This window comes from Rhodanobacter sp. UC4437_H4, from assembly GCF_052978425.1.
In genome coordinates this window covers 889,715-914,181 of the sequence record NZ_CM129673.1, presented here as the reverse complement: position 1 = coordinate 914,181, position 24,467 = coordinate 889,715, and the positions used below count along the sequence as shown (strand labels likewise).

The following is a 24,467-nucleotide window of genomic DNA, read 5'->3' as shown; positions in this document are numbered from 1 at the left end:
CCCGTGCACTGGTTTGCGGCACCGGGAGCGGCGGCAGGACTCCTACGACGCGAGAGGTTCTTGCCGGTCTCGATTTCGGAATGCGCCTACACCCCGCTGTGGCGCGCGGACAGTCGAAGAGCTGCGGCGCCGCTTCGCGACGGGCGGCTTGAGAAAGTTGTTGGCGGTACGCAGACGGACGGCCAAATGATGTGTGCCGTGACGATCTGCACCGACGCGGGTGAACATCAGCGGCCTTGACACCTTTGCCGCATGACGTCGAAGATCGTCGACCTCACGTATCCAGGGAAGGAGGGGGAGATGGGTGTCTTGCGAACCAGGGTTGCGGGAGTCGTCGCGCTGCTGCTGTTGGCGCTGACCGTTGGACTCTATCTCGGCGGCCTGCTCACGCTGTGGCTGCTCCGGCAGCCGGCGCCGCTGCATTTCACCACCTATGTCGAATACTGGCAGGCACTCGGCCAGCCGGACTGGCAACCGTTTGCCGGCAAGATCCGGTTGGCCGGTGGTCTCGGTTTCGGTTTGCCGTTGCTGTCGTGGGCGATCGTTGCGGTGTTGATCCTCAAGCCCCGCGCCAGGGCCTTCCATGGCGATGCGCGCTTTGCCAGTCGCGGCGACCTGGCTCGCGCCGGCCTGCTCAAGCCGTCGCCCGAAGGCGTCATCATAGGCAAGGCAGGCGGTGATTACCTTTATCTCGGCGGCACGCGGCACATCGTCATGACGGCGCCGACGCGCACCGGCAAGACCACCTCCATCGCGATTCCGGTGCTGCTGACTTACCGGCATTCCATCGTCTGCATGGATCTCAAGGGCGAGTTGTTCCAGCACACCAGCGGATACCGCGCCGGCATCGGGCAAACCATCTATCGCTTCGCGCCGTATGCCGAGGACGGCCGTACACATCGCTTCAATCCGCTGATGGCGATGTCCTCCGATCCGCGCGTGCGCGTGGGCGAACTGCAGACGCTCGGCGCGATCCTGTATCCGGATGAGCCTGGTCAGGACCCGTTCTGGACGTCGCAATCGCGCACTGCCTTCGTGGCATTTGGCTCGTACCTGTTCGAGGCATGGGACGACAAGGTTCGCCAGAATCTTCACGGTTCCGACGGCCGTCCCATCGACCCCAACACGCACGACGCCTTCCCCAGCTTCGAGCGTATCTATCGCTTTTCCGCCGGCGACGACGGCGAGCTAAAGGCGTTCCTGCAGGCGCGGCTCAAGGAACCGTTCGTCAGCACGACCACCCGAGCCGCCCTCACCAGCCTGACCGGCATGGCCGAACAGACCTTCGCCTCGGTGATCGCCACCACCCAGGCGCCGCTGCAACAGTTCCTCAGCCCGATCCTGGCCGCAGCCACCAATGCCTGCGATTTCGACGTGGACGTCCTGCGTCGACGCCCCGTTACCATCTATGTGGTGATTCCGCCGCAGAAGCTGGGCGAGGCGCGCCGGCTGCTCAACATCTTTTTCTCCACCGTGATCGGACAGAACCTGCGGCAAACTCCGCAGGATGATCCCGCGCTGAAATACCAGATGCTGCTGCTGATGGACGAGTTCACCGCGATGGGGCGGGTCAATGTGTTGTCCGAGCGGATCTCGCTCACCGCCGGTTACGGCATTCGTGACCTGTCGATCATCCAGAGCCTGTCGCAGCTGGACGCGACCTACGGTGCGGACGAGGCACGCACCTACATCACCAACCACGCCGCCAGCATCGTGTTCACTCCGCGCGAGCAGCGCGATGCCGAGGAGTACTCCAAGATGCTTGGTGACACCACGGTCAAGCGACGCACCCGCAGCACCGGCAAGCAAGGCACCAGCTACAGCCACACGGAAGAGCGACGCCCACTGATGCTGCCGCAGGAGTTGAAGGAGCTGCCAAACGACGAGGAGATCATCTTTCTCGAGGGTTGTCGCCCCATCAAGTGCCGCAAGAACTGGTACTTCAAGGATCGACGACTGAAGCAACGTATCGTTCCGCCCGTGGCCGTGCGGCCGATCTCCGCGGCTGGAGAACATCCCATGCCCGGCAAGACCCGGCAGGCCATTGCGGCTGCCGTCAGCTTGGCGTTGGCGGCGTGCGCTTCGCCATCCATTTCCAACGCCGCCGCTGCGGAAAGCAGCGCGGCGGTTCAGGCGGTCCCCGCCATCGGCGTCAAGGCGCAGCACGGGCCAAGTACCCTTTCGAACGGCTGCCGACCTTGATCGGCCAGAGCCGGGGCATGGCCGACATGACGCCGGAACGTATCGGCAAGGTGTTCGGAGAGCGCCTGCGTCGTTGCGGGTCAGGCAACGTCGGGCGTGGCGAGGACATTTCCGGGGCCCGGCCGTGGAACATGGACCGTCGGGATGCGGTGGGCGGCAATCCGTTGCAGTGGGTTTCGGGCTCTTGCCCCGATCCAGGCGTTTCGTCGCCGGTGGTGATCCGGCGGAGCGTATGACGATCAGGGAAAGACAGACGCGATTCGGCTGCCGCTGGCCAAGCTGGGGCTGGTGGATCGTCTGTTCGACCGCGACGACGTGATGTTCCTCTCCGCCCATGAACTCGGGCACGGCCCGAACTGCCAAGGAACGTCGGGATACTCGTGCGAACTTCGCTCGCGGTGTGCGCGACAGCCCGCAAGGTGTGCTTCCTGCCGGCCAGGTGCGGCCGCGGGGCTGAGCTGGCCGGCGGGGCTGCCCGGTGGCGCTGAGGCGAGCGGAGCCGTCGACCGAGAATGGCGCCTGGTCCGGCGCAATAATGACGCAGCCTTCGATGCGCCACGGCCACGAAAAAGACCGCCCTGAGGCGGCCTTGATCGTTGTTCTTGGTCGGGGAGACAGGATTTGAACCTGCGACTTCTACGTCCCGAACGTAGCGCTCTACCAGGCTGAGCTACACCCCGTGGGAAGCCGCGTATCTTAATCGCCGGCCGAGGGCTTGGCAACTGGTCGGCTGGTCGCGGGGCGGTCGGGCAGCAGGCTGGCGAGGCGCGGGTGCAGCAGGTCGTGGCGCCAGCCGTCGAGGGATTCGGGCCATTCGGCGGTGACCACGTATTCCTCCAGCACCTTGCGCGGGCACAGCAGGCCGGGCGGCAGGTCGAGTTCGGTGGCGAGCGTGTCGACCGACTGCTTCATCGCCGCCAGCGCCTGCTTGGCGGCGCCCTGCGGATGGCCGGGGATACGGGCGGTGGCGTCGATCTCCGCCGGGGTGACGGCGGGCGCGAGCACCTCGAACAGCTCGCTGCGCTGGGCCGAGCGCAGTGCGCGCTGGCCACGGGCGCGTTGCTCCAGTTCGGCCAGCGTGGCAGGCGGTTGCTGCGCCAGGCTGAGGGCGAGCGTGTCGTCCAGCAGCCACGGGCGCGGTACGTCGAGGCGGCGGGCGCAGCTGTCGCGCCACAGCAGCAGCCGGCGCAGGCGGGCCTGCGCTTCCGGGCGCCAGTCGGCCGCCGCGCGCAGGGCGCGCTGGGGTTGCGGATCGCTCTCGCGGTGCACGCGGCGTTTCAGCCGCTCGCAATCCTGCGCGTGCCAGTCGCTGCGCCCGCGCTGCTGCAGACGCTCGGCGAGTTGTTCGTGGATGGCCTTGAGATACACCACGTCCAGGGCGGCGTAGCTGCATTGCGAGGCGGTCAGCGGGCGACGCATCCAGTCCGAGCGGGTTTCGCCCTTGTTCAGGTCCACGCCGACCAGCTCGGCCACCAGCGCGCGATAGCTGACGCCCAGGCCCATGCCCACGAAGGCGGCCGCGATCTGCGTGTCGAACAGTTGCTGCGGGCCAGCCGGCAGCAGCGGCGCCAGCACTTCGAGATCCTCGCTGGCGCTGTGCATCACGGTCACCGCTTTGCCCGCACCCAGCAGCGGTTGCAGTGCAGCGCCGATCGGAAAGGCCAGCGGGTCGACCAGCGCGTGACGGCCGTTCCAGCCCAATTGCAGCAGGGCCAGCTGCGGATGAAACGTGTCGCGACGCATGAATTCGGTGTCGAGGCCGACGGCCGCGTCCGCGGGCAGGGCAGCAAGCCAGGATTGCAATGCGTCGGCCTGGTCGATCCAGTCGGCAGCGGCGGTTTGGGACAGCGACATCGGGACTCCTTCGGGGACGCCGGCGCGGATTGCCCTGCCGGCGGTTTGTGCCTATGGTGAACGCAGAGCCTGGGCGGGACGGGTCATCCGGCGACGAGGTGCGGCTTGCGGCGCGCGCTTCTGCCGGCATATCGGCGAGAATGGATGCACGCGTCGAACGTCGGTCGGCCGCGTACGATCTCCGCCGCCAAGGTTTTCATTGTTCATACTCCTTGGCACGATAACAGGCCGCAACCGGGACGCCCATCCATGCCACGCAATGCCATCCTGCGCCGTCAGCGTTTCTTCGGTGGGGCGCTGGGCATGATCGTGCTGGGCGTCGCGCTGACGTATCACTTTTTTCCGCAGTGGTTCCACGTGGCGCCGGGGCAGATGCCGCAGCGGGCGATGAGCCTGGGTGACGTGTCGCCCACCGGCAACCTGCCGCCGCAACGCGTGGCGGCGATCAACGAACTGAACGCCGGTCCGCCGCTGACGCTGGCCCCGACCGCGGTGATCGTGGCGCGCAACCGCAACAACGCCAGCCTGCCCGAGCAGAAATCGGCCGAGTCGCCGCAGGTGAAGGAGCTGCTGGCGCGCGCCCTCAAGGCGTTCCATGCCGGCCAACTGGCTGGCGATCCGGAGAGTGCCGCCGCGTTGTTCATGCAGGCGCTGAAGGAAAAGCCGGACAGTCGTCGCGCCGTGCAAGGCCTGTTCGACGTGCGCGCCCGGCTGGTGGCGGAGATCGACCAGGACATCGCCGTCGGCGACGTCGACGCGGCGAAGGAATTGCTCGATGCCCTGCGCACCCTGCCCAATGCGGAGCAGGAAGTCGCGCAACTGGAGGAGAACCTGAAGACGCTGGCCACGGTGCGCCCGATGCTGGCCGCGGCGGCGGCGCTGCTGCAGCAAGGCAAGGCCGACCAGCCCAAGGGCGACAACGCGCTGGAGTTGTACCACCAGGTGCAACAGCTCGATCCGCAGAATGCGGTAGCCGAGCAAGGGATTTTCCAGGTGCAGCGTGCGGTGCTCGATCGCGCCCTGGCGGCGGTCGCGCAGAACGATTTCGCCGGCGCCGAGAAGCAGCTGGCCCGCGCGCAGGCGATCCGTCCGGGCTCGCAGCAGATGCACGACGTGCAACTGCGCATCGACGACATGCGCCGCCAGCGCGCCGCGGGTGTGCTGGCGCAGGCGCGGCTGGCGCTGGATGGCGGCAACCTCGAGCTGGCGACCAAACTGGTCGCGCAGGCACGCGCGACCGATGCCGACCTGCCCGAGCTGGCGCAGGTGGACGAGCAACTGACCAACGCGCGCCTGTACGCGAACTACAAGCCCGGTCAGGTGTTCACCGATCGCTACGTCGACCTGCCCGGCAAGGGGCCGGCGATGGTGGTGGTGCCCACCGGCTCGTTCCTGATGGGGGCGGCGGCGGACAACGAGGATCGCACCGACGCCCAGTTGCCGCAGCACCGGGTCACCCTGGCCAGGGGCTTCGCCATCGCGCGCACGGAAATCAGCGTGGGCGAGTTCCGCGAGTTCGTCCGCGCCAGCGGCTACGTACCCGATTCGACCCGGCTCGGCGGCGCCAGCGTGTACGACGAGCGCAGCGGCGCCCTGCGCGACGATGCCAACGCCAGCTGGCAGGACGACTACGCCGGCCGCAAGGCCGGCGACAACCTGCCGGTGGTCAACATCTCGTGGAACGATGCGGTGGCCTACGCCAAGTGGCTGAGCGAGCGCACCGGCAAGCAGTATCGGCTGCCCAGCGAGGCGGAGTTCGAGTACGCGCTGCGCGGCGGCGCCACCAGCCGCTACTGGTGGGGCGACGCCGCACCCGACCAGAAGGTGGAGAACCTGACCGGCTCCGGCGACCGCTCGCGCAGCGGGCGTCGCTGGAGCAACGCCTTTCGCGGCTACCGCGACGGCTACTGGGGCCCGGCGCCGGTGATGAGCTTCGCCGCCAACCCGTTCGGCCTGTACGACATGGACGGCAACGTCTCCGAATGGGTCGCCGACTGCTGGCACGACAACTACATCCGCGCCCCCGACGACGGCAGCGCCTGGATCAACCCCGGCTGCCGTGTGCACGTATTGCGCGGCGGCTCATGGGGCAGCTCCCCCGACCAGGTGACCTCCGCCTACCGCCAGGGCGCCGACGGCGACGTGCGCAGCGGCCGCGTGGGCTTCCGCGTGGTGCGCGAGTTGTAGCAGCCCGTGCGCGCCCTGCAGACGTGAAAAACCCCGCGTGAAGCGGGGTTTTTCGCTACCTGGTACCGGTGAGAGGACTCGAACCTCCACTGTGTCACCACAAGCGGATTTTGAGTCCGCCGCGTCTACCATTCCGCCACACCGGCATGCGTGAGCGGGGAATTATGCCGGGTTCAGTGCACGCGGTCGAGACCCAGCTGGCGCACGTCGCGGCCGTACCAGCGGTCTTCGGGCAGTGGCTGGAATACCGAGCAGCGAACCATCGGGCCGGAGTAGACGTGCAGGCTCACGGTGACGGCGTCGTCGCTGGGGTTGCGGATGCTGTGGTATTCGTGCGGCGGGATCAGGCTGCCGGCGGAGCCGGTGCCGGCCTGGATCGAGCCGACTGCCTGGAAGCAGTAGCGTTGCGCATCGTGTTCCAGCAGTTCGTACTGCACGATCTCCAGCGCGCCGTTCCAGACGCCCTCGACGCACCACATGCCGTCGTGGTCGTGGATCGGCGTGCCCTGGCCCGGCCCCCAGGTCATCGCCACCACGCAGTAGCCGTGGTCTTCGCTGCGGTACAGCTCGCGGCGCGCGTAGTGCTCCGGGTTGGCCTCGAACACGCATTCGGGCAGGCGCACTGCCTGCTCGCGGATCAGCCGGCACAGGCTCTGGCGCAGGCTGTCGGTGAGTTCGTGGGTGGTGGGTTTGGCCACGGCGGCGTCGATCGCGTCGATCAGGGTGCGGCTGCCGGGGAAATCCAGGGTGAGCATGGCGGTCTCGGATGGGCGAGTGGCGGCCAGAGTCTACCAGCGCGGCGATGGCGCGGCCGCCAGGCGGTTCAGGAATCCGCCGATGGCGGGGCTGTAGTGCTCGATGTCGACCAGGAAGGCATCGTGGCCCTGGGGCGAATCCAGCGCCACGAATTCCACCCTGGCGCCGGCAGCCTGCAGACCTTCGGCGATCTGCTCCTGCTGCTGCAGCGGAAACAGGATGTCGGTGCTCACGCCGATCACCATGGCCTGTTCGATGCAGATGCGCTTGAGCCCGTCGTGCACGCTGCCGTGGCCGTACTCGGCGATGTCGAACCAGTCGCTGGCGCGCGACAGGTACAGGTAGCAGTTCGGATCGAAGGTACGCACGAAACGCCTGGCGTGGCCTTCGAGATAGGACTCCACCTGGAACTCGCGGCCGAACGGCTCGTCCTCGCGCTGCTCCGGATCGAGCCGGATGCGCGCGAAGCGGCCGTTCCATTCCATCGCGGAGCGGTAGGTGATCACGCCCAGCTTGCGCGCGATGCTCATGCCGATGTCGGGGTAGTTGGCGTCGTCGTAAACGCCTTCGTTCCAGTGCCGGTCGAGGCGGATGGCCTCGCGCTGCAGGGAGCGGATCGCGATGGCGAACGGCTGCGCCTGCGGCGCGGTATCCACGCTGATGTGCGCGCGCACGCTGCCCGGGTGCAGCAGCATGTAGGCCAGCGCGCTCATGCCGCCCATCGAGCAGCCGATCAGGCAGGCCAGCTGCGTGATGCCGAGGCTGGCGACCACGGCGTGCGCGGCATTGGCCACGTCTTCCAGCGCCAGCTCGGGAAAGCTCAGCCGATAGGGCTCGCCCGTGGCAGGGTCGAGCGACGCCGGACAGGTGGAGCCCTTGTCGCTGCCCAGCGAGTTCACGCAGATCGCGAACCAGCGATCCGTGTCGATCGCCTTGCCGGGGCCGGCCATGTCCTGCCACCAGCCGGGCGACGGGTCTTCATCGCACGAGGTCATGTGTGCACTGGGCGACAACCCGGTGAGCACCAGCACTGCGTTGTCGCGCGCTGCATTCAGCGTGCCCCAGGTTTCGTAGGCGACACGCCCGCCGTGCAGCTCGCCGCCGCGCTTCATCGGAAACGGCGAGGGCAGGTCGAGATACCGGCGGGCGTCGCCCATGGTCAGTGCACCTTGTCGATCGTGATGGCGACCGGCGTCTTGCGCGCGACGTCGACCACGCCGGCATCGCCTTCGAGGTCGCCGGGCGCGGCGGTGGGCTGGCCGTCGTGGCTGATCCGCGCGCCGACGAAAACCCGTGCCACCGACGACAGCTTGAACGCGGGCGTCATCGCCATGGCGTCGTTGAGAGTGACCGTGGCGGGCAGCTTGACCGGCTCGATCCGGGCCACCGCCAGCGGCATCGGCGGGCCATCCGGCGCGCGCGCGTAGACATAGAGCACGTCGCCCTTGGCCAGCTTGCCCTGCAGCGACGGCGCCAGGGTGACGGTGACCCGCAACGAAGCACCTGCCGGCACAGCCGCTGCGGCGCTGCCGGAGGCACCGGCCGGTGCGCCGCCGGCGCGGGCGTCGGCGATGGCGATCTGTTCGGCGACGGACTTCGCCACGCTGGAGCCGGGTTCGAGCTGCGGTTGCAGCAGGCGCCAGGTGGCGGCAGCGTTGCGGTAGTCGCCGCGCTGGAAGTCGCTGATGCCGAGCAGCCACAGCCCGCGCTGGTTGTCCGGGTGCTGCTTCACCGCACGCTGCAGCAGCTCGCGGGCGCGGCCTTCGATCTGGTGGTCGGCGCGCAGCATCGAATCGCTTTCGGCCCAGCCCACCATCGCCTCGGCGTTGTTGGCATCGAGCTTCAGCACGTGGTCCCACGCATCGCGCGCGTCGCCTGGCTGGCGCATCATCGCGCTGGTCTGTGCCAGCAGCATCCAGCCTTGCTGATCGTCGGGCTGCTGCGCCAGGTGCTCGCGCAGCTGGGCGATCGCCTGCGGCAGGCTGATCGGCGTCTGCGCCTGCGCAGAGACCCCGTTGAGTGCCGCCGGCGTGCCGACCTTCAGGTAGAGCACGCCGGCACCCAGCGGCAGCAGCAGGGCGATGCACAGGCTGAGCACGAACACGCTGCGAGCGCGGCCGGAGCGGCGTCCCTCGCGCACCAGGGGCACGAGCAGGACAGCCAGCGCCAGCGCGACCATCAGCGCGGCCACCACGATAAAGGCGATTTTCACCAATCTTCCCCGTTGTCGGCGCTGTCGCCGACGGTCTTTGTGTCAACGCCTTCGCGCCTGCGTTTGCGGATCGCCACCAGCACCACGCCGGCGCCGGCCAGCAGAATCGCCAGCGGCCCGAACCAGAGCAGCACGGTGCCCGGCTTCAGCGGCGGGTCGTACAGGATGTAATTCGAATAGCGCGCGACCAGGTACTGCTTGATCTCGTCGTCGCTCTTGCCTTGTTGCATCAGCTTGAAGATCTGGTTGCGCAGGTCGCGGGCGATCGGCGCATTGGAATCGGCCAGCGTCTCGTTCTGGCACATCGGGCAACGCAGCTGGTGGGTGAGATGCTGGAAACGCAGTTCCTGCGCGTGATCCGTGAACGGCATCGGCTCGATCGCCTGCGCGTGGGCGATGCCCGCGCACGTCAGCAGCGCGATGAAGAACGCGAACAGCAACCCGCGGGCTGGCGATGCCCGATTCCCGATGCCCGGTTTCACGGCGTCTCCTTCAGCATCGCGGCGATCGCCGGCTTGACCTTGGTCGCCAGCACGTCCGGGGTGATCGGCCCGATGTGCTTGAAGCGGATCACGCCCTTCGCGTCGACCAGGAAGCTTTCCGGCGCGCCGTAGACGCCGAAGTCGATCGCGGTCTGGCCGGACTCGTCGGCGATCAGCAACGCGTATGGGCTGCCGTGCGCCGCCAGCCAGGCCTTGGCGTCGGCCGGCGCATCCTTGTAGTTGTAGCCGACCAGCTTCACCCCAAGGCTCGGCGCTGCGGCGGTCAGCACGGGGTGTTCCACGCCGCACTCGATGCACCAGCTGGCGAACACGTTGAGCAGGTAGGGCTGGCCGAGCAGGTCGGCCTTGCTCACCGTCTGCGTCGGCTCGTACAGCTTGGGCAGGTTGAACGCGGGCGCGGGCTTGTTCAGCAGCGGCGTGGGGATCGCGTTCGGATCGTGGCGCGTGTTCCACCAGATGCCGAACCCGAACAGGCCCACCAGCAGCATGAAACCGATGAACGGCAGCAGGCGATTCATGCGCGGGTTTCCTGTGGCTGCAGGTCCAGCGAAGCGGTGGCATCAGCCGTGCGCTTGAGACGGAAGCGCTTGTCTGCGGCGCAGACGAAGCCACCCAGCATCATCAGCAAGCCGCCACCCCAGATCCAGCGCACGAATGGCTTGTAGTAGAGGCGCAGCGCCCACGCGCCTTCGATGTTGCCGGCGTCCATCGGCTCGCCCAGCGCCACGTACAGGTCGCGGAACACGCCGGCGTCGACCGCCGACTCAGTCTGCACCTGACCGCGCGGGTAGGTGCGCTTCTGCGGGTGCATGACCGCAATCTGCTTGTCGTCGCGGGTCACCGTGATCACGCCCTGGTCGGCTTTCCAGTTCGGGCCGGTGGTGCGGTGCACGCCATCGAAGCGGAAATCGTAACCGCTGATGTGCTGCGTTTCGCCCGGCGCCATGCGCACGTCGCGGGTCACGCTGAGCGATTCGGTCAGCAGCACGCCGGCGACGAACACCCCCACGCCAAGATGCGCCAGCAGCATGCCGGCCATCTCGCCCGGATAACGGCGGCCGCGCGGCACGTCGCGCCAGCGCTTGTAGGCATACAGCAGCACGCCCACGCCCAGCCACACCAGCGCCGCGACGCCGACGATCGCCTTGAGCTTGCCGTCGACGAAGAACGCCGCCACGATCGCGCAGGCCGCCGCGGCAACGCCGACGCGCAGCAGGATCTGCTTCAGCAGCGGCGATTCGCCCTTGCCCCAGCGCAGGAACGGCCCGAACGGCATCAGCAGCACGACCGGCAACATCAGCAGCGGGAACAGGAAGCCGAAATACGGCGGGCCGACCGAGATCCGGCCCAGGTTCAGCGCGTCGCCGATCAGCGGGAACAGCGTGCCCAGCAACACCATCGCCGCAGCCACCGCGAACATCAGGTTGCCGATCAACAACACGGTTTCGCGCGACAGCAGCTGGAACGCCTTGCCGCCGGCCACCTTGGGCGCTCGCAACGCGTACAGCAACAGCGAGCCGCCGACCACGATGGTGAGGAAGATCAGGATGAACACGCCGCGGCGCGGATCGGAGGCGAACGCGTGCACCGAGGTCAGCACGCCCGAGCGCACCAGGAAGGTGCCCAGCAGGGACAGCGAGAACGCGAAGATCGAGAGCAGGATCGTCCACGCGCGCAGCGAGCCGCGCTTCTCGGTCACCGCCTGCGCATGGATCAATGCCGCGCCGACCAGCCACGGCATGAAGCTGGCGTTTTCCACCGGGTCCCAGAACCACCAGCCGCCCCAGCCCAGCTCCGCATACGCCCACCAGCTGCCGGCGACGATGCCCAGGGTGAGGAAGGCCCAGGCCACGTTGGTCCACGGTCGCGCCCAGCGCACCCACGCCTGTTCCAGCTCGCCGCCGAGCAGGCCGGCGATGGCAAACGCGAAGGCCACGGAGAAGCCGACGTAGCCGGTGTAGAGCACCGGCGGGTGGAAGGCCATGCCGGGGTCCTGCAGCACCGGGTTGAGATCCGCGCCGTCGCCGGGCATCGGCAGCAGCCGGCCGAACGGGTCGGAGGTAAACACGATGAAGGCGAGAAAGCCCACCGCGATCAATCCCATCACCGCGAGCACGCGCGAGGCGAACACTTCGGGCAGCTTGTAACTGAACGCGGCCAGCGCCACCGTCCACACGTTGAGGATGAAGATCCACAACAGCAGCGAACCCTCGTGCGCGCCCCACACCGCGGCGATGCGGTAGTACCACGGCAGCTCCAGGTTGGAGTTGTCGGCCACGTACTGCACCGAGAAATCGAAATGCAGGAACGCCCACACCAGGATGCCGAAGGCGAACGCCACGAACACCGCCTGGCCCGCCGCCGCCGGCCGCGCCACCGCCATCAGCGCGCGATTGCCGCGCCACGCGCCGATCAGCGGCAGGACGCCCTGTGCCAGGGCGAGCAGCAGGGCGAGAATCAGTGCAAGTTGGCCGAGTTCGGGGGTCATGGGTTTGAGCCGGGAATAGGGAATAGGGAGTGGGGAATAGGTGAAAGCGAGGCACCACGCAGTTTCGGCGCGCTTCGGTGCAGCAATTGACAGCAGGGAATGGTGTGCACGGCTTTTCCGATTCCCTATTCTCGATTCCCTATTCCCGGCTTCTCGGCATGCGCCTTCGCCATCGCGTCCTTCAGTTCCTTGGGCATGTAGGTTTCGTCGTGCTTGGCCAGCACTTCGGTGGCGACGAAGCGGGCGCCGGCCATGTGGCCGGTGGCAATCACCGACTGGTTGTCGCGGAACAGGTCCGGGAGGATGCCGGTGTACTCCACCGGCATCGCGCCGCCGGCGTCGACCACGGTGAAGGTGACCTTGAGCGAATCGCTGGAGCGCTGGATCGAGCCGGCCTTGACCATGCCGCCGAGGCGAAAGGTCTTGTAGCCGCTGGCCTGGCCGGACTGCACCTGGCTCGGCGTGAGCAGGTAGTTCATGTTGTTCTGCAGCGCCACCACCACCAGCACGGTGGCTAGCGTGGCCGCGGCGAGGATCAGCAAGACGATGATGAGGCGGCGCTTGCGGGTGGGGTTCATGGGCATGGCAGGTCTGTGCCGGTCAGGCGGACGGCGTGGAAGGAGGCGAATGACGTTGCTGACGGGCACTCTGACGGGCCAGTCGCGCGCGAAGTTCCCGCAGCACGCGGTGGCGGCGCAGTCCCGGCGCGAGGCTGTCCGCAACGAGCACGATGAAGAACACCGCGTAGGCTGGCCACACGTAGGCGGCGTAGCCGCCCATCCTGAAGAAGGCGGCGGCCTCGCCGCCCGCGGCGAAAAATTGCTGCAGCGCGCTCATCGGTCGGCCTCGTCTTCGGCAATCTTGCGTACCCAGTCCTTGCCGCCTTCCATGTCCAGCAGGTCGGTGCGCGCACGGCGGAACAGGCTGCCGGCGTAGTAGAACTTGGTCGCCAGGGTCATCGTCAGCAGCGGCCACAGCATGTCCCACGCCATCTTCGACTGGCCGAACACGTTGACCGTGCTGCCCTGGTGCAAGGTGTTCCACCAGTTAACCGAGAAGTGCACGATCGGCACGTTGATGACGCCGATGATGGCCAGGAAGCCGGCGGCGCGCGCGCCCTGGCGGCGATCCTCGAACGCGTGGTACAGGCCGATGACGCCGAGATACAGGAACAGCAGCACCAGCTCGGAGGTCAGCCGCGCGTCCCAGGTCCACCAGGTGCCCCACATCGGCTTGCCCCACAACGAGCCGGTGACCAGGGTGATGAAGGTGAACGCCGCGCCGATCGGCGCCGATTGCATCGCCACCACCTCGGCCAGCTTGATCCGCCACACCAGCGCGACGAACGAGGCCACGCCCATCACCGCGTAGATGAACATGCTCATCCACGCACTGGGCACGTGGATGAAGATGATCCGGTAGGCGTCGCCCTGCTGGTAGTCGGCCGGCGCCAGCACCAGGCCGCCGTACAGCGCGACCGCGCCCAGCAGCAGCGCCAGCGCCATCGCCCACGGCTGCAGCGCGCCGGCGAAGCGGTAGAACGTCGGCGGCGAGCCGAGCTTGTGCAACCAGAGCGGAATCCAGTCAGACATCATGCGTCCAGGGCAATGCGAAGGGCGGCCGCGCAGGCCAGCGGCGCCAGCACCACGGCGAGCACCAGGGCGGCAGCCAGCCAGGCGATCGGTGCCAGCCACGGCAGCCCCTGTTGGGCGGCAGCCACCGCGCCGGCGGCGAAGATCACGGCCGGCACGCACAAAGGCAGCAGCATCAAGGCGAGCAGCATACCAGAGCGCCGCGTGCCGGCCGTCAGCGCCACCAGCACGGCACCGAGCAGGCTGAGCAGCGGCGTGGCCAGCAGCAGCGCCAGCAGCAGTACCGGAATCACCGCGCCGGGCAGGTGCAGCATCGCCGCCAGCAGCGGCGCGATCACGATCAGCGGCAGCGCGGTGGCCAGCCAGTGGGCGAGGATCTTCATGCCCAGCAGCAGCGCCAGCGGCTGCGGCGACAGCACCAGTTGTTCCAGCGAACCGTCCTCGATGTCGCTGGCGAACATCGCATCCAGCGCCAGCAGCATCGCCAGCAACACGGTGACCAGCACCACCCCGCCGGCAATCCGCTGCAGCAGGGTGTCTTCCGGGCCCAGCGCGAACGGAAACAGCGTGGCCACGATCACCGCGTACAGCACCGGCATGGCGATGTCGCCGCGGCGACGCCAGGCGAGCGCGAGGTCGCGCCGCAGCATCGCGGCGCAGGCGGTGCCGAGGCCCGGCCGGTTCATCGTCGTGCTCCTCCCTCTGCTTGTCCCAAAGGGATTTCCTTCGCTCGCAGGGGAGCGAGTTCACGCATGGGGTTCCCGGCCTCAATCATGCATGCGAATCCGTCGCGGTTCGCCGCCGTGGAAACTCACGGTGCCGTGGCTGGTGACCATCGCCGCGCCACCGGCGTCGGTGTGGCCTTCCAGCAACTCGTTGACCAGCGCGATGCCGATGCGGTCGAGGTTGGCGTAGGGCTCGTCGAGCAGCCACAGCGTGGCCGGCAGCAGCAGCAGGCGCGCCAGCGCGGCGCGCTTCTTCTGGCCGGCGGACAAGCGCCGCACCGGCTCGTCCTCGTAGCCGCGCAGGCCGATCCGGGCCAGCACGGAGGCAGCGTTGGCGCCCTCGCGGCAGCCATGCAGGCTGGCCGCCACGCGCAGGTTCTCGCGCGGGCTGAAGTCCGCCTTCAATCCCAGCTGGTGGCCGAGGAACAGGATGTCGCCGGCGGTGGCGTCGCGCTGCAGCGGCGCGCCGCGCCAGCGCAGTTCCCCTTCGCCGACATGCAGCAGGCCGGCCAGCATGCGCAGCAAGGTGGTCTTGCCGCTGCCGTTGTCGCCCTCGATCAGGGCCAGCTCGCCCGCGTGCAACCGGAAATCCAGCGGTGCGAACACCGGTTCGTCCTGGCGACGAAAACTCAAGCCCCGTGCTTCGAGCAGGGGCGCGGCGGCGGGCGTGGCGGTCATCTCCGTGATTGTCCGCAATGGCGATGGCGCTTGTCCATGCGGCGCACTGCCGCTGTCGCGCGAGTGCCGCAGGCGCGCGTACACCGGGCCGTACCCCGGGTCATGCCGGCGCATGTGCTGCCCGGCCCGGCGGCCCGGAGCGTCGGGCACGCCGGTAGCCGGATCGTGCCGGGCAGGCAGCGGCCCGCGTTCGTGAGCGCCCATGCCGGCCGCCGGTCGATGCCGGAACCCGCAAGCCGCATCTGCATCCAAATAGCCATGCAAGGGTCCTCATCTTCGTCCGCGGATGTCACGCGGATCGACTACGCCGCGCTGAACGACGCCGCGCTGGTCCTGCTTGTGACGCATGGCGACCATGAAGCGTTCCGGTACATCATGCAGCGCTTCGGCCCGCACTTGTACCGGATCGCGCGCGGCGTGCTCAAGGAGGAGACCGAAGCCGAGGACATCGTGCAGGAAGCTTTCACCAGGGCCTATGACAAATTCGACACGTTCCGCGGCGATGCGCCCCTGCGAACCTGGCTGATCAGCATCCTGCTCAACGAGGCGCGCAGCCGCTTGCGCAGGCGGCGCGCGACGGTCGGGCTTGAGCACGTCGACATGTCGTCGCCGGATCCTTTCTGGGTCAGCCGATCCGGGCTTGGGCGCCATGGTGGCGATCCGGTATCGTTCGCTGCCCGCGCAGAGATCCGTCTCCTGCTGCGGGATGCGATCGACGAGCTGCCCGAGCCCTATCGCACCGTCTTCAGGTTGCGCGAGATCGAAGCGTGCAGCGTCGAGGAAACCGCTGCTCGACTGGCCATCAAGCCGCAGACCGTGAAGACCCGGCTGCACCGCGCGCGCCGGCTGCTGCGCAAGTCGCTGGGCACCACGCTCGGCAACATGCTGGCCGACAGTTTTCCGTTTCTCGGCGTGCGCTGCGCGTGCATGACCGCCGTCGTGATGGCGTGGCTCTCGGCGGAACCAGCTTCCGGCGAGGGCGATTAGCTCCCCCGTGGCCCGGTTGCCGTTGCTTGGTCGCCAGATGTCGGTGCGATCCGCCATCGGCATCACGCCGGTGCAGGGCGCCGACGGGTCACCGCCGGCTTGCCTTGCCCGAATGGCGATCGGGATTGCCTGAAGCGGGCATCCCCCGGCGGCGTCGGGGGATGTCCTCGGGTATCTGGCCAAACCGCGCCGCGGAGCCGGCTTGAACTGCCGGGTCGCGCCCTGCGGATCGTGTCGCATTCGTCCGGTCGGGCGCTCCCGCACGAGCTACAGCGACTTCACGTACTGCGCGACGTCGGCTACCTCCGCGCTGCTCAGGCCGAGCGCCTGCTTCGCGTTGTATTTCGCCACGACGTCGTCGAGCGTGGCCGCCGAGCCGTTGTGGAAGTACGGTGGATGCTGCCAGACACCCTTCAGCGGTGCCGTGCGGTACTGCTTGGTCGCCGTGCGCGATGCGTAGCTCGGCACTCCGGGGGCCTCGGGTTCGCTTGCCACGTCGCTTGCCGGGTGCAGGCGTTCGTTGGCGTCGGTGAACTCGGGGCCGCTGTGGCAGGTGATGCATCCTGCCTTGCCCTCGAAAAGGACCTTGCCGCGCGCTGCGGCCGCGGCGTCGAAGCTGCCGGCCGGTGCGGGTGGCGCCGCGATCGACAGCTGATATGCCTGCAGCGCGGGCAGCTTGGCGGTGACCAGGTCGTCGGTACCGTTGGTGATGTTGATGCCCGTGCCGACGCGCGCATCGGTGAAGTTGCCGTGCCCGCCCATCTGCGTGACGGCGACATACCGGTTCCAGTAAGCCAGATCGTCGCCATCGCCGGTCGCGATGATCTTGTGGATGCCCTGCAGGCCGAAGGCCGGCGAGATCACCTGCGGACCGTTGATGCCATCGATGTTGTAGCGGGGGTCGTACATGCCCGGCCCCCACGAACTGTAGACGGCCTTTTGCGCCTGGGTCAGCGCCGGCGACAGCGAGATGATCAGCCCGGGATTGAGGTCGCGATTGGGCCAGCCATCCAGGCGCTTGCCGATACCCGGCGCAAACGAGTTGTCGACCGTGGAATGGCACAACGCACAGGTGATTCCGACGCGGGTCAGCGTGCTCTTGCCGTTGACGGTTTCCACGGTGCCCTTGATGCCCACCACCGCATCGAGGCTGATCAGCGCAAGCGTGGTGTCGGGACTGGTCAGGCTGATGCTGCCGTCCTGGATGCCTGCCACGACGGACGAAGGAAGCGCCTCCGCGTCCACTTTCAGGCCGACGGCCAACGCCGTCTTCGGATCGACGGCTGCAGCGATGACATCGTTCATGTGCAGTGTGTCGGTCCACGTCGTCTCGTCGCCGAACGTGTCGAAGCGGAAGATCTGCTTGCCCTGGTCCAGGAACGCCGTGTCGGTCACGGTCGAGAATGTCCACACGTAATTCGTCGCCAACGCGGCGCCGTTGGTGCCCTTGACGCCGGTCGTGATGGTCGCGGTGCAGGTGACGTTCGCCGCCATGGGTTCGGCCACCTCGGACTGCGGCGGGTTGGTCGGCGATTCGGTGATGCGCACGAACGTGGCTTTCCTCGTCGCCGCATCGTAGGTGACGGACCCGAAGGCAGCCGCGCCGGCCGGGCAGTTCACGTTGAAGGTGGCGTTCTTCAGCGTCGCCGGGTCGATCGCCTGGTCGAACGTGGCGCTGACTTCCGCCGTATTCAGCACGCCCGTCGCGGCATTGGCCGGGGTGGTGGACACCACGGTCGGGGCCGGGACCGGAGGCGGCGTGGCCGCCTGGCCGTGGGGACTGGAGCCGCCGCATCCGGTGAGGCCGACGACAAGTGCGACAGGCAGCGCCGTCGGCAACCATTTCTTGTGCATGAATCTGCTCATCTGCATTCCCTCTTCATTGGATGCACCCAGTCAGGACAAAAACACTCCGCGTAGCGGTTTCCAGCGGCCGCAGCAACCCATGCCGACCGCATCGGCCGGCACCATGGAACTGTCTCTGCGTATCGACGAATCCGCGCAGATCCATCGCTGCGCGGTACCCGCATTGCATCGCGTCGACGCCGGGGAACCAGTCCCCGCTCACCAACCGACGCAGCGGCACGAATAAGGTTCCCGTCGACGCACGGGACGACGAAAGAGGCATTGCGATCGGCGAACGGGTTTGCCTGCCGCACCGACGATGCGCATGCGCGTCATGCGGAACCTGCGGGCCGCTGCTTGCATCACAACGGAGACTTCAGTGCATCTTCGGGCCGATGTGCCCGCCGAACGCGTCGCGCCTGTGCTGGAGCCGTCTTGCCTTGCCGCCGTGCGCACGCGCAGTGCGGCCGGACATCCGAGCCGCAAGCTCTCTGCACATCCGAGGTGGCGCCACCATGCCGATACGTGTTTCGTCCCAACGCGGTTTCACCCTGCTTGAACTGATGGTGGTCGTGGTGATCCTCGGCATCCTCGCTGCGCTGGTCGTGCCGAAGGTGATGAGCCGGCCGGACGAGGCGCGCGTGACCGCATCGCGGCAGGACATCGCCAGCCTGATGCAGGCCCTGCAGCTCTACCGTCTGGACAACCGGCGCTACCCGACCACCGAACAGGGACTGCAGGCGCTGGTGTCCCGGCCGGACTCCGGCCCGATCCCGTCGAACTGGAAGCCCGAGGGGTACGTCGGGCGTCTGCCGAAGGACCCCTGGGGCCATCCCTACCAGTACCTGAACCCGGGCCTGCACGGGGAGGTGGATGTCTACGGTTTGGGGGCCGACGGTGCACCCGGCGGCGAGGGCAACGATGCCGACATCGGTTCGTGGACGCTGTGACGGAAACCCGTGCCGTGCATGAAGCGATCGTCCGCCAGGGCAAACGCGGCTTCACGCTGCTGGAGATGCTGGTCGTGGTGCTGATCATGGGCATCCTGGCGGGAACCATCGGGGCACGGATGCAACCGGGCGATCGCGACCTGTTGCGGGTCGAGGCCGAGCGACTCGCGCAGCTGCTGGAGCTTGCCGCCCAGGAAGCGCGCATCTCCGGCGCCGCCATCGTGTGGACGTCCGACGGCAGCCACTACCGCTTCTGGCGCCAGGGTGGCGATGACGGGTGGTCCGAGATCCGTGACGACGATGTGTTGCGTGCGCGCAGCCTGCCGCACGGCATGCTGATATCGCAGCTGCGCAACGAAGCCGCCGCGGCGCAGGCGACCATGCGTCTGCAGTTTCCGTCCGACGGCTCGATGTCGGCGTTTTCGATGGACCTGGCGCTCGGTACCGACCATTACGGCATCGCGGCCTCTCCGGTCGGCGACTTGCGCATCGCACCCGGGCAGGGGAAGACCTATGGCGACATGGCAGCGCAATGACGCGCCGGGATTCACGCTGGTCGAAGTGCTGGTCGCCATGACGATCGTCGCGGTGTCGCTGCTTGCCGCGCTGCGCGTGGCCACGCAGGGCGTCAGCCATGCCGACGAACTGCGTGGGCGACTGCTGGCCGAGTGGGTCGCGGCCGATCGCCTCGCCGAGCATCGTGCACGCGGCGACTGGTTGCCGGTCGGCGTGCGAACCGGTGTGCGGCGCCAGGGCAATCTTGAACTCGGCTGGCGCGAGGAAGTATCCGCTACGCCGAATGCGGCATTCCATCGCGTCGACGTCTTCGTCTTCGTGCCGGCGCAGCCAGCGCACTTCCTTGCGCATTCCACGGGTTTTGTCGTGGATCCCTCGGAGAGCGGCCGATGAACGCCCACCGGTTTCGCGCTGCCCCCGGATTCACCTTGATCGAGCTGCTGTCGGCGCTGCTCGTTCTGTCGCTGCTCACGCTGATGGCCTATCGCGGACTTGGCGTGGTCATGGCGTCGCGCGACCGCATTCAGGCGGAATCCGCGCAATGGCGGCAGGCGGAGTCGTTCTTCGTCCGCTTTGCGCGCGATGTACGGCTGGCCGCGCCGCGCCCGGTGCGCAGCGATGCCGGCACCTCGCCAGCGTGGCTTGGTCGGCCCGATGCAGCACAGGCGCCACTGCTGGAGTTCACTCGGTTCGCCGGGACGGACGGCGTCGACGTACCGCGGCGCATCGGCTACGGAGTGAACGGCGCGCACCAGATCGAATTGTGGATCTGGCCGGGGCTCGACCTTGCCGCAACCACGCCGCCGACCCGCTACGTGGTACTCGATGACGTGACCCGCCTGAGCCTGCAATATCTCGGCCCCGCGTTGACCTGGAACAATACGTGGCCGACGACGCCGGCCGACCCCCCGCTGCCGCTGGCCGTACGCATGCAAGTGGTGCTCGGTTCGGGCGAAACCGTGGTGCGCGTGTTCGCGCTGCGCTCATGAACGCCGGGCAGCGCGGTGCGGCCTTGCTGATGGCGATGGCGATCATGGCCGTGGCTGCAGTGGCGGCAACGGCCATGCTGGTCGCGCTGAGCACGTGGTCGCGCCAGGCCGGGTTGGCCGCCGACCATGTCCAGGCCGAGGAACTGGTCACGGCGGGAGGCGACTGGGCTCGCGCAATGCTGTTCGACGACCGTCGAGCCAGCGGCGACGTCGACCACGCCGGAGAACCGTGGGCGCTGCGCCTGCCGCCGATCCCGTTCGAGAACGGCGAACTGGCCGGCCACATCGAGGACCAGCAAGGCCGGTTCAATCTCAACAACCTGGTCCGGAACGGCAAACTCGATGTCACGCAGTACGCGCGTTTCCAGCGCCTGCTGGCCATCCTCGGCTTGCCGGCGGAGCTGGCCGATGCACTCGCCGACTGGGTCGATGCCGACAGCGTGGCGCAGCCCGCCGGCGGGGCGGAGGATGCGTACTACCGCGGGCTCGGCCACCCTCGTCTCGCCGCCAACCGGCCGCTCGTCGATCTGGACGAACTGGGTTTTGTACGTGGCTTCGACGCCAGTGTCAGTGCGCGCCTCGCACCTTTCGTGACGGCGCTGCCGGCGGCGACCGCACTCAACGTGAACACGGCGTCCGCCGAGGTTCTCGCTGCCGTGGTCGACGGACTGGATCTGGATTCGGCACGGGCACTGGTCGCCCGCCGTAGCGGAACTTTCTATCGCAACAACGCCGATTTCCTTGGCCAGCTCGGCAAGGACGCCACGGTACCCGGGCAGGACATCCGCGTCGGCAGCGATTATTTCCTGGTCACGCTGCGGGTGACTTACGGCAAGACGCAGGCCCGCAGCCAGCTGCTGTTGGCGCGGACGGACGCGGCGCGCTGGCCCGGCGTCGTATGGCGGAAGCTCCGATGAGCCTGCTGCGCATATTCTGTCCGCTGTCGACGGCGCCCACGTCATGCCGATGGGTGCTGCTGGACGAGCACGCCGGTGTGCATTCCGGAAGTGGGGCACTGGCACAGTTGCCGAACACGGCATCGCGGGTCGAACTGGTGCTTGCCGCCAGCCAGGTCTTGATCACCCGAACGCGATTGCCTCGAGTGGGCAGGCGCAGGTCCGCGGCGTTGCTGGCCTATGCAGCCGAGGAACAACTGGCATCCGACCCGGACGCCAACCAGGTGAGCAGGCTGGGGCGGGTCGGGGACGACGACGTGCTCGCAGTGGTCGACCGGCAGCGGCTGCAAGGCTGGCGCGACGCGCTTGGCGCGGTGGGTGTCCACGTCGACGCCGTGTATTGCGAGACGCTGATGTTGCCGGTGCAGCAAGGGGAGTGGAGTCTTGCATGGAGCGGGCAGGAAGGCTATGTGCGCATCGGCGAACTCGAGGGCGCCGCCACCGATTGCGGCGATCGGCAGACGCCGCCACTGGTGCTGCAGTTGCTGCTTGAGCAGGCGCGGGCGCGCGATGCCGTACCCGCGTCGATCGCGCTGCATGTGACGACGCCGGCGGCGCGGCCCGATCCGGAGGCATGGCAGCAGGGCCTGGGCGTCAGCGTCCGGTTCGCATCGGAACCGGATTGGCGCATGGCGCCGGCGTTGGCCGGCATCCGGATCGATCAGGAACGCGGGCACTGGCGCCCGTCCGTCGCCATGCTCGCACGCTGGCGACACATCGGCTGGATTCTGCTCGCGGCGCTGCTGCTGCATTCGGCAGCCTTGCTGGTCGATCGCGTGCGGTTGGCGAGCGAACAGCATGAGCTTCGCCAGCAGATGGAGGCGCGCTTCCGCGCGCTGTTCCCCGACGCCGTCGCGGTGGCCGACCCGGCATTGCAGATGCGGCGGCAACTGGCCCAGGCACGGCGCGCCGCGAACCAGCCGGATGCCGGCGATTTCCCGGCCATGCTCGGCAAGGTGGCAGCAGCGTTGGCGGAGGTGCCGGCCGCGGAGCTGCGCGCGCTGTCGTATGAGGACGGACGCATGGTGCTGGAGTTCGCCGCTGCGGACGGCGCGCTCATGCGTCGCGTCGAGGCTCGCCTGGCGCAGGCCGGGTTGGATGTCGACGCGCCGCAGGGGGCGCGTCGTGCCGGGCGCGGCACCGTCACCTTGACCCTGAGGTCGCCATGAAGCATGCCTTGAACCGACTGTGGGCGGCCCGATCCCCGCGGGAACGTGGGCTGGTTGCCGTCGTGGCGATCTGCCTTGGGCTGGTGGCGTATGCGTGGCTGCTGCACGCGACGACACAGGCGCGCCTGCGGCTGCTGCCGGCGGTCGCCCAGCTGCGTGCAGACGCGATGCGTCAGAGCGGGCAGGCGGACGAGATCGTGCGCCTGCGCGCGATGCCACCGCTGCCTGCGTCGACGACGGACCTGCGCCAGCTGGTGCAACGCCAGGTCGACGCCAGCGGACTGACCCATTCGCTGGCGAGCATCGAGCTGCCGGATGCGCGCCACGTGAAGCTGGTATTCGCCAATGTGGCGTTCGCCGACTGGCTGGGCTGGGCGGACACCATGCGCGCGCAGCAGCTGCGCCCTGTCGCAGTGCGGATCGAATCCGGTTCCGCGCCCGGCCAGGTGGGCGTGACCGTCACCCTGGAGCGCCCCGGTCGATGACGCGCCGACCGACATGGCGAGACCCGATCGCCAGCGCCTGCGTGGCGATGTTGGCCTATGCGGCGTTTCTGGTCGTGCTGGCGCCAGCCACGCTGCTCGATGCGGGCCTGCGGCGCGCCAGCGCCGGGAAGCTGCGTCTTGCGCAGGCGCACGGCAGCCTGTGGTCCGGCAGCGGGCGGCTGGAGATCCGCGATGGTGCCGGGTCGGGCGGCGTCGGCAAGGATCTTTCCTGGACGCTGCAACCGCGGGCCCTGTGGCGCGGGCGCCTCGACTTCGAGGTCGCCATCGACCACGCCGACCGAGGCTTCCCCTTGCGCATCTCGGCGCACGGTATCGAGGTATCAAGCGTCGACTTCGCCTTGCCGGCCAGTGCGCTTGGCCTCGCCGTGCCTCGCATGGCACCGCTCGGCCCGCGCGGCGATCTCGCCCTCCATGTCACGCAGTTCTCGCGTTCGGGCGACACCGTCTCGGCCGATGCTGTCATTACGTGGAAGGATGCCGGTTCCGCCCTGACCCGGGTCGCACCGCTCGGCACCTACGAACTTCGTGTCCACGGCAACGCGGGATTGTTGAAGGCGACATTGCGTACCGGCAGCGGACCGCTCCATCTCGACGGCGGCGGGTCGTGGCGCGGCGGCGGCCCCGCGACGTTTTCCGCCACCGCGCGGGTCGATGCGCAGCAGCGCCCGCAACTGGCGCCGCTGTTGCGGCTGATTGCCGTCGAGCGCGACAACGGCGATTTCGACCTGCAACTCGGCCCGCCGCTCGGCGGCGCACCCGCCGGCGCGCGGCCATGAGTTTCCGGCGGGCCATCGACATGGGAACCCTGTTGTCCCCGCGACCATCCAACCCGTGCAGGCAGAGGGAACAAAGGCATGTTGTCCGGACGATCGAATCTTGCGCGAACGGCGCTCGGCGCTGCATCGAAAGCCGGCGCGCTGTCGTTGCTCGGTCTCGTGCTGGCGTACTGGACCTGGGCGTGGTGCGCGCCGGCACCGCTGCCGCGGGCCATGGAGATTTCCGGGCCGGCCGATCGCCTCGCTGCTGCCGGCAACCTGTTTGGCCGGCTGCCCGCCGATGCGCAGGCCGAGGTGCCGTCCGGGCTGGCGATCAGGCTGCTGGGCGTCATGGCTGCCGAGCCGCAGGGCGCCGGCTACGCGCTGCTGCAACTCGATGCGAAGAAAACCCGACTGGCCCGTGCCGGCGAGTATCTCGCGCCGGGCATCCGGCTCGAGAAGGTACTTCCCCAGCAGGTGATCCTGCAGCGCAACGGATCGCGCGAAACGCTGGCCTGGCCACACCCCTCCCAAGCCCCTGCCACCACCACGAGCACTTCCCGATGAAACGCCATGGGTCAACTTCCCCCTGCGGGC

27 protein-coding genes and 2 tRNA genes are annotated in these 24,467 nt (G+C 68.2%); 14 read left to right on the top strand and 15 right to left on the bottom strand.

The window, feature by feature from the left end; genetic code table 11:
• Positions 1-252 precede the first annotated feature (252 nt).
• Both ACVCL3_RS04505 and ACVCL3_RS04500 read left to right on the top strand, forming a co-directional pair.
• Positions 253-2,202 carry a type IV secretory system conjugative DNA transfer family protein gene (locus ACVCL3_RS04505; protein ID WP_447100544.1) on the top strand — a complete coding sequence of 650 codons (1,950 nt, stop codon included), beginning with the start codon at positions 253-255 and terminating at the stop codon, positions 2,200-2,202.
• Positions 2,203-2,219: 17 nt separating this feature from the next.
• Positions 2,220-2,438 (top strand): hypothetical protein, encoded by a 219-nt coding sequence (locus ACVCL3_RS04500; RefSeq protein ID WP_447099158.1) that lies wholly within the window; start codon positions 2,220-2,222, stop codon positions 2,436-2,438.
• A gap of 367 nt (positions 2,439-2,805) precedes the next feature.
• Here the strand turns inward: ACVCL3_RS04500 and ACVCL3_RS04495 are convergent.
• Together ACVCL3_RS04495 and rnd are read right to left on the bottom strand one after the other, a co-directional pair.
• Positions 2,806-2,882, bottom strand: a tRNA-Pro gene (locus tag ACVCL3_RS04495).
• 16 nt (positions 2,883-2,898) lie between these two features.
• Entirely contained in the window at positions 2,899-4,056 is a 1,158-nt protein-coding gene (gene rnd / locus ACVCL3_RS04490) for a ribonuclease D (protein WP_447100543.1), read from the bottom strand.
• A 249-nt stretch (positions 4,057-4,305) separates the two neighbouring features.
• Between rnd and ACVCL3_RS04485 the strand changes: the two genes are divergently transcribed.
• Positions 4,306-6,243: a formylglycine-generating enzyme family protein gene (locus tag ACVCL3_RS04485; protein ID WP_395117766.1), complete on the top strand. Its 1,938-nt coding sequence runs from the start codon at positions 4,306-4,308 to the stop codon at positions 6,241-6,243.
• Positions 6,244-6,303: 60 nt separating this feature from the next.
• Here the strand turns inward: ACVCL3_RS04485 and ACVCL3_RS04480 are convergent.
• From ACVCL3_RS04480 to ccmA, 12 genes are all read right to left on the bottom strand, one after another.
• Positions 6,304-6,389 (bottom strand) — tRNA-Leu (locus ACVCL3_RS04480).
• A gap of 27 nt (positions 6,390-6,416) precedes the next feature.
• Entirely contained in the window at positions 6,417-6,998 is a 582-nt protein-coding gene (locus ACVCL3_RS04475; protein ID WP_395117880.1) for a cysteine dioxygenase family protein, read from the bottom strand.
• A gap of 33 nt (positions 6,999-7,031) precedes the next feature.
• On the bottom strand, positions 7,032-8,156 hold the full coding sequence (gene metX / locus ACVCL3_RS04470) for a homoserine O-acetyltransferase MetX (protein ID WP_447100542.1): 1,125 nt from the start codon (positions 8,154-8,156) through the stop codon (positions 7,032-7,034).
• 2 nt (positions 8,157-8,158) lie between these two features.
• Positions 8,159-9,211 carry a tetratricopeptide repeat protein gene (locus ACVCL3_RS04465; RefSeq protein WP_447100541.1) on the bottom strand — a complete coding sequence of 351 codons (1,053 nt, stop codon included), beginning with the start codon at positions 9,209-9,211 and terminating at the stop codon, positions 8,159-8,161.
• Positions 9,208-9,633, bottom strand: coding sequence for a cytochrome c-type biogenesis protein (locus tag ACVCL3_RS04460; RefSeq protein WP_395121372.1), 426 nt, complete (start codon positions 9,631-9,633; stop codon positions 9,208-9,210). Before ACVCL3_RS04460 ends, ACVCL3_RS04465 begins: the two co-directional genes overlap by 4 nt.
• A gap of 56 nt (positions 9,634-9,689) precedes the next feature.
• Positions 9,690-10,232: a DsbE family thiol:disulfide interchange protein gene (locus tag ACVCL3_RS04455; protein WP_447099145.1), complete on the bottom strand. Its 543-nt coding sequence runs from the start codon at positions 10,230-10,232 to the stop codon at positions 9,690-9,692.
• Positions 10,229-12,202, bottom strand: coding sequence for a heme lyase CcmF/NrfE family subunit (locus ACVCL3_RS04450; protein ID WP_447099144.1), 1,974 nt, complete (start codon positions 12,200-12,202; stop codon positions 10,229-10,231). Before ACVCL3_RS04450 ends, ACVCL3_RS04455 begins: the two co-directional genes overlap by 4 nt.
• Before the next feature lie 125 nt (positions 12,203-12,327).
• Positions 12,328-12,780, bottom strand: a complete 453-nt coding sequence (gene ccmE / locus ACVCL3_RS04445) for a cytochrome c maturation protein CcmE (RefSeq protein ID WP_447099466.1) — start codon at positions 12,778-12,780, stop codon at positions 12,328-12,330.
• Between the two features lie 22 nt (positions 12,781-12,802).
• Positions 12,803-13,039 carry a heme exporter protein CcmD gene (gene ccmD, locus ACVCL3_RS04440; protein WP_395117890.1) on the bottom strand — a complete coding sequence of 79 codons (237 nt, stop codon included), beginning with the start codon at positions 13,037-13,039 and terminating at the stop codon, positions 12,803-12,805.
• Complete coding sequence (locus tag ACVCL3_RS04435; RefSeq protein WP_395117892.1) at positions 13,036-13,794, bottom strand: heme ABC transporter permease; 759 nt, start codon at positions 13,792-13,794, stop codon at positions 13,036-13,038. The genes ccmD and ACVCL3_RS04435 overlap by 4 nt, the downstream gene beginning before the upstream one ends.
• Positions 13,794-14,480 carry a heme exporter protein CcmB gene (gene ccmB / locus ACVCL3_RS04430; protein ID WP_447099142.1) on the bottom strand — a complete coding sequence of 229 codons (687 nt, stop codon included), beginning with the start codon at positions 14,478-14,480 and terminating at the stop codon, positions 13,794-13,796. The genes ACVCL3_RS04435 and ccmB overlap by 1 nt, the downstream gene beginning before the upstream one ends.
• A gap of 81 nt (positions 14,481-14,561) precedes the next feature.
• Positions 14,562-15,197, bottom strand: coding sequence for a cytochrome c biogenesis heme-transporting ATPase CcmA (ccmA, locus tag ACVCL3_RS04425; RefSeq protein WP_447099141.1), 636 nt, complete (start codon positions 15,195-15,197; stop codon positions 14,562-14,564).
• Between the two features lie 36 nt (positions 15,198-15,233).
• Between ccmA and ACVCL3_RS04420 the strand changes: the two genes are divergently transcribed.
• Positions 15,234-16,184, top strand: coding sequence for an RNA polymerase sigma factor (locus ACVCL3_RS04420; RefSeq protein WP_447100540.1), 951 nt, complete (start codon positions 15,234-15,236; stop codon positions 16,182-16,184).
• Between the two features lie 267 nt (positions 16,185-16,451).
• On the opposite strand, the gene ACVCL3_RS04415 is transcribed toward ACVCL3_RS04420, so the two are convergent.
• A complete protein-coding gene (locus tag ACVCL3_RS04415) occupies positions 16,452-18,038 on the bottom strand; it encodes an Ig-like domain-containing protein (protein ID WP_447100539.1) in 1,587 nt (528 codons plus the stop codon).
• On the opposite strand from ACVCL3_RS04415, the gene ACVCL3_RS04410 reads away from it, so the two are divergent.
• The 10 genes from ACVCL3_RS04410 (at position 18,037) to ACVCL3_RS04365 (ending at position 24,437) form a co-directional block, all read left to right on the top strand.
• Entirely contained in the window at positions 18,037-18,276 is a 240-nt protein-coding gene (locus ACVCL3_RS04410; protein WP_395117902.1) for a hypothetical protein, read from the top strand. The genes ACVCL3_RS04415 and ACVCL3_RS04410 overlap by 2 nt on opposite strands.
• 268 nt (positions 18,277-18,544) lie before the next feature.
• Positions 18,545-18,979: a type II secretion system major pseudopilin GspG gene (gene gspG, locus ACVCL3_RS04405; RefSeq protein WP_447100538.1), complete on the top strand. Its 435-nt coding sequence runs from the start codon at positions 18,545-18,547 to the stop codon at positions 18,977-18,979.
• Between the two features lie 14 nt (positions 18,980-18,993).
• On the top strand, positions 18,994-19,515 hold the full coding sequence (locus ACVCL3_RS04400; RefSeq protein ID WP_447100537.1) for a GspH/FimT family pseudopilin: 522 nt from the start codon (positions 18,994-18,996) through the stop codon (positions 19,513-19,515).
• Positions 19,493-19,888, top strand: coding sequence for a type II secretion system minor pseudopilin GspI (gene gspI / locus ACVCL3_RS04395; protein WP_447100536.1), 396 nt, complete (start codon positions 19,493-19,495; stop codon positions 19,886-19,888). The genes ACVCL3_RS04400 and gspI overlap by 23 nt, the downstream gene beginning before the upstream one ends.
• A 35-nt stretch (positions 19,889-19,923) precedes the next feature.
• Positions 19,924-20,484, top strand: coding sequence for a type II secretion system protein GspJ (locus ACVCL3_RS04390; protein WP_447099546.1), 561 nt, complete (start codon positions 19,924-19,926; stop codon positions 20,482-20,484).
• Complete coding sequence (gene gspK / locus ACVCL3_RS04385; protein ID WP_447100535.1) at positions 20,481-21,401, top strand: type II secretion system minor pseudopilin GspK; 921 nt, start codon at positions 20,481-20,483, stop codon at positions 21,399-21,401. The genes ACVCL3_RS04390 and gspK overlap by 4 nt, the downstream gene beginning before the upstream one ends.
• Positions 21,398-22,609 (top strand): type II secretion system protein GspL, encoded by a 1,212-nt coding sequence (gene gspL, locus ACVCL3_RS04380; protein ID WP_447100534.1) that lies wholly within the window; start codon positions 21,398-21,400, stop codon positions 22,607-22,609. Before gspK ends, gspL begins: the two co-directional genes overlap by 4 nt.
• A 62-nt stretch (positions 22,610-22,671) precedes the next feature.
• Positions 22,672-23,094: a type II secretion system protein GspM gene (gene gspM, locus ACVCL3_RS04375; protein WP_447107245.1), complete on the top strand. Its 423-nt coding sequence runs from the start codon at positions 22,672-22,674 to the stop codon at positions 23,092-23,094.
• A 47-nt stretch (positions 23,095-23,141) separates the two neighbouring features.
• Complete coding sequence (gene gspN, locus ACVCL3_RS04370; protein ID WP_447101564.1) at positions 23,142-23,891, top strand: type II secretion system protein N; 750 nt, start codon at positions 23,142-23,144, stop codon at positions 23,889-23,891.
• 78 nt (positions 23,892-23,969) lie between these two features.
• A complete protein-coding gene (locus ACVCL3_RS04365; RefSeq protein ID WP_395117919.1) occupies positions 23,970-24,437 on the top strand; it encodes a type II secretion system protein N in 468 nt (155 codons plus the stop codon).
• The last annotated feature ends 30 nt before the right edge of the window (positions 24,438-24,467 follow it).

Coding starts and splice junctions, on each gene's coding strand:
- ACVCL3_RS04475 (WP_395117880.1), bottom strand. CDS start 6,998: ATGCTCACCCTGGATTTCCCCGGCAGCCGCACCCTGATCGACGCGATC.
- gspK (WP_447100535.1), top strand. CDS start 20,481: ATGAACGCCGGGCAGCGCGGTGCGGCCTTGCTGATGGCGATGGCGATC.
- ccmE (WP_447099466.1), bottom strand. CDS start 12,780: ATGAACCCCACCCGCAAGCGCCGCCTCATCATCGTCTTGCTGATCCTC.
- ACVCL3_RS04365 (WP_395117919.1), top strand. CDS start 23,970: ATGTTGTCCGGACGATCGAATCTTGCGCGAACGGCGCTCGGCGCTGCA.
- ACVCL3_RS04415 (WP_447100539.1), bottom strand. CDS start 18,038: ATGCACAAGAAATGGTTGCCGACGGCGCTGCCTGTCGCACTTGTCGTC.
- ACVCL3_RS04435 (WP_395117892.1), bottom strand. CDS start 13,794: ATGTCTGACTGGATTCCGCTCTGGTTGCACAAGCTCGGCTCGCCGCCG.
- ACVCL3_RS04505 (WP_447100544.1), top strand. CDS start 253: ATGACGTCGAAGATCGTCGACCTCACGTATCCAGGGAAGGAGGGGGAG.
- ACVCL3_RS04450 (WP_447099144.1), bottom strand. CDS start 12,202: ATGACCCCCGAACTCGGCCAACTTGCACTGATTCTCGCCCTGCTGCTC.
- ACVCL3_RS04420 (WP_447100540.1), top strand. CDS start 15,234: ATGCGGCGCACTGCCGCTGTCGCGCGAGTGCCGCAGGCGCGCGTACAC.
- gspG (WP_447100538.1), top strand. CDS start 18,545: ATGCCGATACGTGTTTCGTCCCAACGCGGTTTCACCCTGCTTGAACTG.
- gspN (WP_447101564.1), top strand. CDS start 23,142: ATGTTGGCCTATGCGGCGTTTCTGGTCGTGCTGGCGCCAGCCACGCTG.
- metX (WP_447100542.1), bottom strand. CDS start 8,156: ATGGGCGACGCCCGCCGGTATCTCGACCTGCCCTCGCCGTTTCCGATG.
- ACVCL3_RS04410 (WP_395117902.1), top strand. CDS start 18,037: ATGAATCTGCTCATCTGCATTCCCTCTTCATTGGATGCACCCAGTCAG.
- rnd (WP_447100543.1), bottom strand. CDS start 4,056: ATGTCGCTGTCCCAAACCGCCGCTGCCGACTGGATCGACCAGGCCGAC.
- ccmD (WP_395117890.1), bottom strand. CDS start 13,039: ATGAGCGCGCTGCAGCAATTTTTCGCCGCGGGCGGCGAGGCCGCCGCC.
- ccmA (WP_447099141.1), bottom strand. CDS start 15,197: ATGACCGCCACGCCCGCCGCCGCGCCCCTGCTCGAAGCACGGGGCTTG.
- ACVCL3_RS04485 (WP_395117766.1), top strand. CDS start 4,306: ATGCCACGCAATGCCATCCTGCGCCGTCAGCGTTTCTTCGGTGGGGCG.
- gspL (WP_447100534.1), top strand. CDS start 21,398: ATGAGCCTGCTGCGCATATTCTGTCCGCTGTCGACGGCGCCCACGTCA.
- ACVCL3_RS04455 (WP_447099145.1), bottom strand. CDS start 10,232: ATGAATCGCCTGCTGCCGTTCATCGGTTTCATGCTGCTGGTGGGCCTG.
- gspI (WP_447100536.1), top strand. CDS start 19,493: ATGGCGACATGGCAGCGCAATGACGCGCCGGGATTCACGCTGGTCGAA.
- ACVCL3_RS04500 (WP_447099158.1), top strand. CDS start 2,220: ATGGCCGACATGACGCCGGAACGTATCGGCAAGGTGTTCGGAGAGCGC.
- ccmB (WP_447099142.1), bottom strand. CDS start 14,480: ATGAACCGGCCGGGCCTCGGCACCGCCTGCGCCGCGATGCTGCGGCGC.